The following is an 11,420-nucleotide window of genomic DNA, read 5'->3' as shown; positions in this document are numbered from 1 at the left end:
TCCAACCCTGCAACCATTATGACAGACAAAGATATCGCGGACAAAGTTTACATCGAGCCGCTTACTGTAGAAGTTGTAGAACAGCTCATCCTCAAGGAGAAACCGGACAGCGTTCTTCCGACTCTTGGAGGACAGGCCGGTCTGAACCTTGCAATGGAACTGGAAGAAAAAGGGTTCCTCAAGGAACACAATGTGCGCCTGATCGGTACCACTGCAGAGACCATCAAGAAGGCAGAGGACCGTCAGGAATTCAAGGACACCATGGAAAAGATTGGCGAGCCGGTCGCAGCTTCCAAGGTCGTAACAACCGTAGAAGATGGTGTCGCATTTACCAGAACCATCGGTTATCCGGTCGTTCTCCGTCCTGCTTACACCCTTGGCGGAAGCGGCGGCGGTATTGCCAACAACGAATATGAACTGAGAGAGATCCTCGAGAACGGACTCAGACTTTCCCGTGTAGGAGAAGTTCTGGTAGAACGCTGCATCGCAGGATGGAAAGAAATTGAATACGAAGTAATGCGTGACAGTGCAGGAAACTGCATCACAGTCTGCAACATGGAAAACATCGATCCGGTTGGTGTCCATACCGGTGACTCCATCGTAGTCGCACCGTCCCAGACACTTGGAGACAAGGAATATCAGATGCTCCGTACTTCCGCTCTGAACATCATCACAGAGCTTGGTATCACAGGTGGATGTAACGTACAGTACGCCCTTCATCCGGAGAGCTTCGAGTACTGTGTTATCGAGGTAAACCCTCGTGTAAGCCGTTCTTCCGCACTGGCAAGTAAGGCAACCGGTTACCCGATCGCCAAAGTTGCAGCAAAGATCGCTCTTGGATATACCCTCGATGAGATCCCGAATGCGATCACAGGCAAGACATACGCAAGTTTCGAGCCGATGCTTGACTACTGTGTAGTCAAGATCCCGAGACTTCCATTTGATAAATTCATCACAGCTAAGAGAACACTGACTACTCAGATGAAAGCTACCGGTGAGGTTATGAGTATCTGCCATAACTTTGAGGGTGCACTCATGAAAGCTATCCGTTCTCTGGAGCAGCACGTGGACAGCCTGATGTCCTACGATTTTACAGGACTTGATGAAGACGAGCTGATCGACGAGCTGGCAGTTGTAGATGACCGCCGTATCTGGAAGATCGCAGAAGCGATCCGCAGAGATATTTCCAAGGAATACATCCACAGGATCACCAAGATCGACAGATGGTTCATCGACAAGATCGCGATCCTGGTAGAGATGGAACAGGCACTCAGGACCCAGCCGCTGACAGAAGAACTTCTTCTTGAGGCGAAACGCATGGAATTCCCGGACTACGTGATCGCAGACCTCTGCGGAAGAACAGAGGCAGACATCAAGGCTCTCCGTCAGGGCTACAAGATCACAGCCGCATACAAGATGGTAGATACCTGTGCTGCTGAGTTTGCAGCCGCAACACCATATTACTACTCTGTATATGGCGGACCGGACACAGAAAACGAAGCCGTAGCTACCCATGATAAGAAAAAAGTCCTCGTCCTTGGTTCCGGACCGATCCGTATCGGACAAGGTATCGAGTTCGATTTCTGCTCCGTACATTGTACCTGGGCATTCAAAAAAGAGGGCTACGAGACGATCATCGTAAACAACAACCCGGAAACAGTCAGCACCGACTTCGATATCGCAGACAAACTGTACTTCGAGCCGCTGACACCGGAAGATGTGGAAAACATCGTAAATATCGAGAAACCGGACGGAGCAGTTGTTCAGTTCGGTGGACAGACCGCGATCAAACTTACCGAAGCACTGATGAAAATGGGAGTCAAGATCCTCGGAACATCAGCAGAGGATGTTGACGCGGCAGAGGACCGTGAGCTCTTCGATGAGATCCTGGAGAAATGCCAGATCCCGAGACCGAAGGGACATACCGTATTTACCGCCGAAGAAGCCAAAAAAGCAGCCAACGAACTTGGCTATCCGGTACTTGTTCGTCCTTCCTATGTACTTGGTGGACAGGGCATGCGTATCGCAGTCAGTGATGAGGATGTAGAGGAATACATCGGAATCATCAACCAGATCGCACAGGAACACCCGATCCTGGTAGATAAGTACCTGATGGGTAAGGAGATTGAAGTTGATGCGGTATGCGATGGCGAGGATATCCTGATCCCTGGAATCATGGAGCACATCGAACGTGCAGGTATCCATTCCGGTGACAGTATCTCCGTATATCCGGCACAGACTATCAGCCAGAATGCAAAGAATACGATCGCAGAGTACACACGCCGTCTGGCACAGGCACTCCATGTAATCGGAATGATCAACATCCAGTTCATCGTCTGCGGCGAAGAAGTATATGTTATCGAAGTAAACCCACGTTCCAGCCGTACCGTACCTTACATCAGCAAGGTGACAGGAATCCCGATCGTGCCGCTGGCAACCAAGGTCATCCTCGGATACAAACTCAAAGATATGGGCTACGAACCGGGACTTCAGCCGGAGGCAAAACATATCGCGATTAAGATGCCGGTATTCTCCTTCGAGAAGATCCGCGGCGCAGATATCAGCCTTGGACCGGAAATGAAATCCACAGGTGAGTGCCTTGGTATTGCAGAGAACTTCAATGAAGCCCTCTACAAAGCCTTTATCGGAGCAGGAATCAAACTTCCGAAATACAAGAACATGATCATCACCGTCAAGGACGAAGACCATGAAGAAGTTGTTCCGATCGCAAGACGTTTCGAGGCTCTTGGATACCGCATTTACGCAACAAGAGGAACCGCCAAAGTCCTCAAAGAAAACGGAATCAAAGCGATCCGTACCAACAAACTGGAACAGCCTGCACCGAACCTTATGGACCTTATCCTCGGACATAAGATCGACGTTGTCATCGACACACCGCCGCAGGGTGTAGAACACCAGAAGGATGGTTTCGTGATCCGTCGAAACGCGATCGAGACAGGTGTCAATGTCCTTACCAGTCTGGATACAGCAGAAGCACTTGTAACCAGCCTTGAGAACACAGACCTTCATAACCTGACACTGATCGACATTGCAACGATCGCAAGCAGATAAATCAGATAAGACATAATAATTTACTGACCGGAGAGACAGACGATGTTTCTCCGGTCTTGTGTATTACAGGAAATCTAAACAAAAGTTAAACTTTGAACGAAAATGCATCGAAAGGTTTACGAACCACGGAAACTGTAATATACTGTATAAGTTCAGAGAAAAGTTCTGGATCAAAAATAAAAACAGAGAGGAAAAGAAACATGAGTGTTTTGGAGTTTATAAAAGTTGTGATCCTCGGCATCGTAGAGGGAATCACAGAATGGCTTCCGATCAGCAGTACCGGTCATATGATCCTGGTAGATGAATTTATCAAGATGGATATGGCCACAGAGTTCAAGGATTTTTTCCTGGTTGTCATTCAGTTGGGTGCGATCCTTGCGGTCGTAGTCCTGTACTGGGGGAAATTGTGGCCGTTCTACATAAGGCAGATCCCGAAGAAAAAGAAAGCGCAGCTTGCCCGCAAGAATCCGGTTTCCCGTATCGCGCTGACTTTTGTTGAGAAATTCTGTGATAAGGACAAATGGATCCTCTGGTTTAAGATCGTGGTAGCCTGCATCCCGACGATCGTGATCGCCCTTCCGTTCAATGATTTTATCGAAGAGAAATTCAACAACTATGTAGTCGTTGCGATCGCCCTGATCGTTTACGGTGTGATCTTTATCCTTGTTGAAAACTACAATAAGAGAAGAAAACCGACCTGTACTTCCCTTGAAGACTTAAGTTTTGCTACAGCGTTCAAGATTGGCATCTTTCAGGTACTGTCTGTAGTGCCGGGAACATCCCGTTCCGGTTCTACAATCATCGGTGGAATCCTTGTAGGAACCTCAAGAACAGTAGCAGCAGAATTTACCTTCTTCCTGGCGATCCCGGTTATGTTCGGAGCCAGCCTTCTGAAACTGGTAAAATTCGGCTTTGCCTTTACACCGGCTGAGATCCTGACACTGGTAACAGGCGTTGTGGTAGCTTTCTTTGTTTCTGTTATCGCGATCAAGTTCCTGATGGGTTACATCAAAAAGCACGATTTCAAGGCTTTTGGATGGTATCGAATCGTTCTCGGTATCCTTGTACTCGGATATTTTATCGGCAGAAATTTCCTTGGATAATTGCTTAATTTGACATTTAAGTAAATCCGTGGGATAATGAACGCGAAAAACAAGAGAGTTTTGACTGTAATTCGTTGCAGTTCAGAAAGGATGGTTGAAAACATGCATAAATCTAAATATATCGCTATGGTCGCAGCGGCGGCTATGGCATTGACACTGGCCGGATGCGGAGGCAAGGGTGGAGAACTCATTGAAGTAACACCGACTCCGATGGCGACACCGACACCTACCGTTGTTCCGGCAACCGTAACACCACTTCCGACTTCCACACCGGCACCGAAGATGATCGGTACCAAGACAGCGCAGGCGAAGTTTATTTATCTGTCAAACAGTCTTCAGAGTGATATCCGTGAACTCTATCTGAGAACTTCCGGAAATGAAGACGGAGACTGGGGCAAGAACCTGATCTCTATGGAGTCTTCCATCAAGGCTGCTGAACAGGTGCAGATGTATTATGGCGGAGAGACTTCTTCCAGCACAACAGAGTCCGGAGACTCATCAGAGAGCACTTCTGACAGTACTTCTGCAAATTATGATATGAAGCTTGTCACAGCAGATGGAAACAGCTATGAGATTTATTCTGTAAACTTTGGAGATATGGAAAAAGCTTCTCTGATGCTTGACGACAGTACATCTTCTGTATACCTGCGTTATATGAGCCTTTCCACAAAGAAAGAAACAGATACAAGAGGAAATTCAGTGGAGACGAGTGACAGCAGTGATGAGAGTTCAGAGGACAGCAGTTCCAGCGACAGTTCTTCCAGTGACAGCAGTGACTCTTATGACAGCAGTTCCGACAGCAGTAGTGATTCCTATGATAACTCTTATGACAGCAACGACGACAGCAGTTATGACGGCTCCTATGATGATTCCAGCGACAGCAGTGATGATTATAATGACGGAAGCTATGATGACAGTTACGATGGCAGCTACGACGACAGCTATGATGATAGTTCCTATGACGACGGTGGTTATGCTGACGAAGGCTATGACACAGACGAGTCCAGCAGTTCAGACTGGGATTATTAACAAAAAAGAATCTGCCCGCATCCTTAAATGGAGGGGCAGATTTTTTATGTACAAAAATATATATTCTTTATAAATAAGACAGTTCTCCGGTATGAGCCGTGTAATAACAGTTCTGACCGCGGAGTGCAGTCTTGAATTCGTCGGAACGGGTGATCTCGATGAGTGCCTGAAATCCGGGAGAATTCAGAGAAGAGGCCTCCATGACAAGATACATCGGAACTTTGAGAAGTGGAATAAAGTCCAGCTTTCCGGCGTTGAGAACGACAGCTTTTTCTCCGATCGCAGTATCACAGTGTCTGTCGATCACTGCAGCAACGGCAGAAAAGTCAGAAACGAATTCTTTCTGATATCCGGATATGGAAGAAGCAGGAATCTGCATTTTCTTAAGCTGTTTATCCAGATAGATCCGGCTGGTACTGCCTTTTTCACGGTTGGCAAGAATGATGTCCTTGCGGGTAAGATCCTGGATACCAGAAATGTCCTTGGGATTTCCTTCTTTAATATATAACCCAAGTGTAAATTCATAGAGTGTAAGCAGTGCAAGTGGGATTCCCGGCAGCAGAGGAGTGATATCTTCTGCAAAAACTCCGGCAGCAGCGGCATGTACTTTCCCGAAATAAAGAGAGTAAAGACCGTTGTAGCTGTTCATATGAGAATGAAGGATCGGCAGTCCCAGAGGATGTGCAGCCATCTGCCCCATCAGAAGCTCCATCACAGAAGGAGCCTGTCCACTGATGATAAGTCCGCTGGAATTAAGGAGATAATCCCTTTTGAGAAGAGAACTCTCCGGGCGGAAAACAGGAGAAGCAGGACGCTGTTCGGAATCAGAAACAGTTCCCTTGAGATATTCTGCAAGCTGTTCTTCGCTGATCCGAAGCTGCTTGCCGATCTTCGAGGAGGAAAGTTCCCCTCGTTTGATCAGCTCATATACCGTCGTCTTTTTGACCCTTAGTCTGTCTGCAACTTCCTGGGCGGTATAGAGTTTATTCATCAATACCAACCATAACGTTAGTAGCCTTGATCACTGCATAAGCGTCAGATCCTACTTCCAGTCCAAGTTCTTCTACTGCAGAGCAGGAAATTGTGGAAACGATGATGTTGCCGCCTCCGATGTCAAGAGTTACGATAGAGTTGACAGCTCCTGTTTTGATGTCGATTACTTTTCCTTTTAACTGATTGCGTGCACTTAATTTCATAAAATTTTTTCTCCTATAAAAATATTTTTGGGTTTTATTAACATTTTCTATCATAGCACAGGGCAAATTGTTTGACAAGAATAGCTATCTGAGATAAAATAAATAAAACAGGTTAAAACCGAACAAAACAGAATAACAATAAACAAAATGAGAAAAAATATGAAGAAAAAATTAGTTACAGTAATGCTTGCAGGTGTGCTGGCAGCAGGCATGAGCGCAGGAAGTGTACAGGCAGCAACAGCAGATGACGCAAGCGGAGATCTGTATGTATTTATCGCAGCAAGCCTTAACAACGCTATGGAAGTTATCCAGAAGGATTTCAACGAGGAATATCCGGATGTAAATATCCTTTTCAACGCAGACAGCTCAGGAACACTTCAGACACAGATCGAAGAAGGTTCCAGATGTGATATCTTCTTCTCAGCAGCAACCAAACAGATGGACGCTCTGGTAGACGAAGACCTCGCTAAGAAAGATTCCGTAGTAGATCTCCTTGAGAACAAAATTGTTCTGATCAAACCAAAGGACGGAGAAACCAAGGTTACAGGATTTGAGAACATCACAGACGCAGCTAACATCGCTCTGGCAGGAGAGGATGTACCGGTTGGACAGTACTCCCGTGAGATCTTCAAGAACCTCGGAATCGAAGATGATGTAAACAAGATGGAGATCAACGAAGGTAAAAACGTAACAGACGTTCTCGCATCCGTCAGCGAAGGAAGTAACGAGATTGGTATCGTATACGCAACAGATGCAGCTTCCGTAGCAGATAAAGTTGACATCATCGCAGAAGCACCGGCTGGATCCCTTGAGACACCAGTTCTTTACCCGGTAGGACTGACAGAGGATGCAGAGGCATCTGAGTCCGAAGCAGCGGCAGCAGATGCATTCCTTGCATACCTTCAGACAGATGATGCTCTCAAAGTATTCGAAGAGTACGGATTCGCTCCATACACAGCAGAAGAAACAGCAGATGACGCTGAAGCAGAAGCAACAGAGGAAGCTGCCAACTAATATAAAAAATAAAAAGTCAGCAAAAGGGGCGGATCATAGTCTGCCCCTTTTTGCTGATAAAGGGGAAATAATACAATGATGGAATTTTTACAGGATATAAACTGGAGTCCCCTGTGGATATCCCTCAAGACAGGCGTAGTGGCAACTACGATCGCATTTTTTCTGGGAATTTTCTGTGCAAGAAAGATCATGAAACTCAAACCAGGTTCCAGAGCGGTCCTGGATGGGATCCTCACGATGCCGCTGGTTCTTCCACCGACAGTTGCAGGCTTCTTTCTCCTTTTGATCTTCAGCCTCAGACGCTCATTCGGTAAGTTTCTTCTCGAAAATTTTGACTTCAAAGTTGTACAGACCTGGAAAGGCTGCGTCATTGCAGCAGCAGTGATCGCATTTCCGCTGATGTACCGCAACGCCAGAGCTGCGTTTGAGCAGGTGGACGTAAACCTGATCTATGCAGGACAGACCCTGGGAATGAGCGACCGCAAGATCTTCTGGAAAGTCATCGTACCGGCAGCAGGTCCGGGAATCGCCTCCGGAACTGTACTTGCCTTTGCGAGAGCGATCGGAGAGTACGGTGCAACTTCCATGCTTGCAGGAAACATCCTCGGCAAGACAAGAACCGTTTCCGTAGCGATCGCAGCAGAAACCTCAGCAGGAAACTATGATGTTGCCGGTTTCTGGGTTGTGGTGATCGTGGTGATCTCATTCGCGATCGTGGCACTCATCAATATCGTCTCCGGCAGGGGAATGAAGAGCAGGAGGTGGATTTAATGGCCATCCATGTAGAAATAGAAAAAAGCTTTAAGGGATTTTCGCTGAAAACAGCATTCGACAGCAAAAGCTCCGCAACAGGGATCCTCGGAGCATCCGGAAGCGGCAAGAGCATGACCCTGCGCTGCATCGCCGGAATCGAGAAACCGGACAAGGGAAAGATCATCATCAACGGAAGAACTGTGTTTGACTCTGAAAAAAAGATCAATCTCAAACCACAGGAGAGAAGGATCGGCTACCTTTTTCAGAACTATGCCCTTTTCCCGACCATGACAGTAAAGGACAACATCAAATGCGGTTTCCGCGGAGAAAAAGGAATTCAGGATGCCAAAGTAGCAGACTTTGTTAAGAGATACCACCTCGACGGACTCGAAAACCGCTACCCATCCCAGCTCTCCGGCGGTCAGCAGCAGCGAGTAGCCCTCGCAAGAATGATGATCGGAGAACCAGAGGCGATCCTCCTCGACGAACCATTCTCCGCCCTCGACGGCTACCTCAAGGACACCCTCCAGAAAGACATGGAAGACTTCCTCAAACAATACCAGGGCGACATGATCATGGTAACACATAGCCGTGACGAAGCTTTCCGCTTCTGCAAAGAACTCATGCTCCTCAAAGACGGCAGAACCCTGACCTTCGGAGACACCAGGCACCTCTTCGAGCAGCCAGGCCTCCTCGAAGTAGCCCGCCTCACCGGCTGCAAAAACAATTCCAGGGCTCGTAAGCTGGGGGCTTACGAGATTGAGGCTCTGGATTGGGGTCTCAAACTCCACACCACCCAGGAAGTCCCGGATGACATTACGCATGTAGCTATCCGAGGACACTGGATGCAGCCTGCAGATACCCCTGGCCAGAATACTGTTCCCTTCGAAGTTCAGGATTACATAGAAACTACCTTCGAACATCAGTATTTGGTTAAGTGTCCAAATGCGGACACAGACGCTGTTCTCTGGTGGATGCGACCTAAACCGAATTTTCAGTTGGACCCAAGAGCCAACTTACCTAAGTACCTGTACCTCCCACCCGAGCATCTGATGCTCCTGAAACCCTGAGGGGGAGCATCTCAAAGTTGCGAAGGCCGAAGCTCCCAAGCAGCGGACATTCGCAATCCGCATACGCTACTTGCTCATACACGCAATAAATTGCGTGTATACTCCCCCTACTTGGCCACGCCTGGTGCATTAAGACAGAACGGGTTGACGTCAACTGCTAAGGCTGTTTCGCTGCGCGAAAAGCGCGGAAACTTGAGTTCGTGATAGCTGGAGTTCCCGCGAGCACGCCGAAGGCGTGGTGTCGACGGGCCCGTAGTATGTGATACTGCGGAAGCATGTAGAACAATAGATACGTAGGATTAGTTAGTTTAAGGTGCAAATCTGAACCATACAGAAAAACCAACAACATAAATAAGCACAGACTCAGGGAGCAACCGTGCAAGTCTGCGCTTATATTTATACGGAAATTTTCTGACCTGAAACACCAGGAGAATTTTTCAAAGGGCTCCCCATAAGATAAATTTTCGTCCAACACTTAGCCCAGGGGTTGTCAGGGGACTGGCAAGTCCCTTGACGGTTTGGTTTCCTTTCAGAAAGGAACAGAAAACACCGTTTTCAGGGATTTGAGCGGTATCGCAGATACCCAGAAACAAGCATCGCAATTTTAAATGTCAAAGCATCCTCAAACGACCTCAAATCCAATCCAAACCGTTTCTGGATCTTTTCAAAACGATATACAAGTGTATTCCTATGCACATACAACTGCCTGGACGTCTCTGACAAATTCAAGTTATTTTCAAAGAACGTCCGTATTATATTCAAAGTCTCCCCATCAATCGCATCCAAAGATTCCCCATCGAAAATCTCTTCGATAAACATCTCACAAACTTCCTCCGGAAGCTGATAGATCAACCGTCCAATCCCAAGCTTCCGATACCCGAACACATTCCGTTCGGAATAAAAAATCTTCCCGATCTCCAGCGCCATCCGCGCTTCCTTATATGCGTTCGCGAGATCACGAAGCCCATTTGCTACATTACTATATGCAACCCACGCCTGCGTCATAGCCTCAGCACCAAGCATATCCACCAGCATATGCGCCGTAGCCTCCAGATTTTCATATGTCTCCGTAGAGACAAGCTCCCTCACGATAATGATCCCCTTATCATCCACCGACGTAATAAAATCATGTGTCCGCGCAGAAAAAATATTCCGGATCATAGTCAGCGCATGTTCATCCCCGGCCTGCCGCGTCTCGACGAGAAAGACAGCGCGCTGACAGGAAGAAGAAATATGTAGTTTCTTCGCCCTGTTAAAAGCCTCGACCTCACTGTAAGATCCAAGTAGCAGCTTCTGCATAAAAGCATTCTTGTCATTTTTTTCAGAATAAGCTTCGATCAGGCTTCGGATCTGGCAGACTGCCAGTTCTCCGATCGTAGAAGTGCTTTCTCCGCTTCCCCACACGATCAGAATATAAAGAAGCTCATCACGGTCCATAACCTTATAAAGACAGCAGGAGGCATTGGCAGTGCACAGCGCATCTCCATTTCGGAAATCCTCCAGCTTGCCGGCAGAAGGAATCCTTCTTTCACCGGTAGCGACAAAAACTGAATTATTCTCTGAAAGAAGACAGAAATCAAGACCACTGATCTGTTTCCAGTCCTCCATACATTTCTGCAGATTTCTTTGTATAGATATAGACATAATAAATTCCTTTCTTAATAAAAAAATAACCCGGGGAGAAAAGTCCCCCGGGTTTTAAATTTTTAATCTTAGTTTGTGATAACAAGCTCGGAATCTTTGTCGAAGAAGTGAGTTTTCTCCATATCGAAGTCAAATTTAACCGGATCGCCTGTTTTTGCTTTTGTGCCAGGATCAACACGAGCTGTGATCTGAGTTCCGTTTACATCGAAGTACAGGAATACTTCTGCACCAAGAAGCTCATAAACCTTAACTGTAGAAGACATGGAACCATTCGGTGTATCTGCAACGTCTTCCGGACGGATACCCATAACAACTGTTTTTCCTACATAGCCGCCATCTTTGAGAGTTTTTGCTTTAGCAGCCGGGATAACCAGTTCGTCTTTGCCTAATACTGCAACAACGTCAGAACCTTTTTCTTTGATCTCAACATCAAGGAAGTTCATCTGCGGGGATCCCATGAATCCAGCTACGAACAGGTTGCCTGGTTTCTGGTACAGGTTCTGTGGTGTATCTACCTGCTGAACAACACCGTCTTTCAT

At 47.1% G+C, this 11,420-nt stretch carries 10 protein-coding genes; 6 read left to right on the top strand and 4 right to left on the bottom strand.

Going from position 1 to position 11,420, the window contains the following annotated elements; genetic code table 11:
- The 3 genes from carB to QZL69_RS05740 form a co-directional block, all read left to right on the top strand.
- Positions 1-3,072 (top strand): carbamoyl-phosphate synthase large subunit (carB, locus tag QZL69_RS05750; protein ID WP_291518568.1); only part of this gene is annotated, 3,072 nt, incomplete at its 5' end.
- Positions 3,073-3,272: 200 nt separating this feature from the next.
- Positions 3,273-4,175, top strand: coding sequence for an undecaprenyl-diphosphate phosphatase (locus QZL69_RS05745; RefSeq protein ID WP_022214275.1), 903 nt, complete (start codon positions 3,273-3,275; stop codon positions 4,173-4,175).
- Between the two features lie 102 nt (positions 4,176-4,277).
- Positions 4,278-5,204, top strand: coding sequence for a hypothetical protein (locus QZL69_RS05740; protein ID WP_022214274.1), 927 nt, complete (start codon positions 4,278-4,280; stop codon positions 5,202-5,204).
- Between the two features lie 67 nt (positions 5,205-5,271).
- Here QZL69_RS05740 and QZL69_RS05735 read toward each other — a convergent pair whose 3' ends face one another.
- Both QZL69_RS05735 and QZL69_RS05730 read right to left on the bottom strand, forming a co-directional pair.
- Positions 5,272-6,195, bottom strand: coding sequence for a helix-turn-helix transcriptional regulator (locus QZL69_RS05735; protein ID WP_022214273.1), 924 nt, complete (start codon positions 6,193-6,195; stop codon positions 5,272-5,274).
- The gene (locus tag QZL69_RS05730; RefSeq protein WP_022214272.1) at positions 6,188-6,400 is read right to left on the bottom strand and encodes a TOBE domain-containing protein; all 213 of its coding nucleotides are present in this window, start codon (positions 6,398-6,400) and stop codon (positions 6,188-6,190) included. The genes QZL69_RS05735 and QZL69_RS05730 overlap by 8 nt, the downstream gene beginning before the upstream one ends.
- A gap of 159 nt (positions 6,401-6,559) precedes the next feature.
- Here QZL69_RS05730 and modA point away from each other — a divergent pair, with 159 nt between their 5' ends.
- From modA to QZL69_RS05715, 3 genes are all read left to right on the top strand, one after another.
- A complete protein-coding gene (gene modA, locus QZL69_RS05725) occupies positions 6,560-7,414 on the top strand; it encodes a molybdate ABC transporter substrate-binding protein (RefSeq protein WP_022214271.1) in 855 nt (284 codons plus the stop codon).
- Between the two features lie 75 nt (positions 7,415-7,489).
- The gene (modB, locus tag QZL69_RS05720) at positions 7,490-8,185 is read left to right on the top strand and encodes a molybdate ABC transporter permease subunit (protein WP_022214270.1); all 696 of its coding nucleotides are present in this window, start codon (positions 7,490-7,492) and stop codon (positions 8,183-8,185) included.
- Positions 8,185-9,237, top strand: coding sequence for a sulfate/molybdate ABC transporter ATP-binding protein (locus QZL69_RS05715; protein WP_022214269.1), 1,053 nt, complete (start codon positions 8,185-8,187; stop codon positions 9,235-9,237). The genes modB and QZL69_RS05715 overlap by 1 nt, the downstream gene beginning before the upstream one ends.
- Before the next feature lie 555 nt (positions 9,238-9,792).
- On the opposite strand, the gene QZL69_RS05710 is transcribed toward QZL69_RS05715, so the two are convergent.
- Positions 9,793-10,845 (bottom strand): PucR family transcriptional regulator, encoded by a 1,053-nt coding sequence (locus QZL69_RS05710; RefSeq protein ID WP_330361748.1) that lies wholly within the window; start codon positions 10,843-10,845, stop codon positions 9,793-9,795.
- Positions 10,846-10,949: 104 nt separating this feature from the next.
- Positions 10,950-11,420 (bottom strand): TOBE domain-containing protein (locus QZL69_RS05705; RefSeq protein WP_022214267.1); only part of this gene is annotated, 471 nt, incomplete at its 5' end.

Origin of the sequence: Blautia sp. CAG:237 (assembly GCF_000436615.1) — a bacterium.
GTDB classification, from domain to species: domain Bacteria; phylum Bacillota; class Clostridia; order Lachnospirales; family Lachnospiraceae; genus Blautia_A; species Blautia_A intestinihominis.
This window is presented reverse-complemented; position numbering and strand designations above follow the sequence as displayed.

Bases quoted from the DNA above. Each gene is read 5' to 3' on its own strand.
- QZL69_RS05745 (WP_022214275.1), top strand. From the start codon at position 3,273: ATGAGTGTTTTGGAGTTTATAAAAGTTGTGATCCTCGGCATCGTAGAG.
- QZL69_RS05740 (WP_022214274.1), top strand. From the start codon at position 4,278: ATGCATAAATCTAAATATATCGCTATGGTCGCAGCGGCGGCTATGGCA.
- QZL69_RS05735 (WP_022214273.1), bottom strand. From the start codon at position 6,195: ATGAATAAACTCTATACCGCCCAGGAAGTTGCAGACAGACTAAGGGTC.
- QZL69_RS05730 (WP_022214272.1), bottom strand. From the start codon at position 6,400: ATGAAATTAAGTGCACGCAATCAGTTAAAAGGAAAAGTAATCGACATC.
- modA (WP_022214271.1), top strand. From the start codon at position 6,560: ATGAAGAAAAAATTAGTTACAGTAATGCTTGCAGGTGTGCTGGCAGCA.
- modB (WP_022214270.1), top strand. From the start codon at position 7,490: ATGATGGAATTTTTACAGGATATAAACTGGAGTCCCCTGTGGATATCC.
- QZL69_RS05715 (WP_022214269.1), top strand. From the start codon at position 8,185: ATGGCCATCCATGTAGAAATAGAAAAAAGCTTTAAGGGATTTTCGCTG.
- QZL69_RS05710 (WP_330361748.1), bottom strand. From the start codon at position 10,845: ATGGAGGACTGGAAACAGATCAGTGGTCTTGATTTCTGTCTTCTTTCA.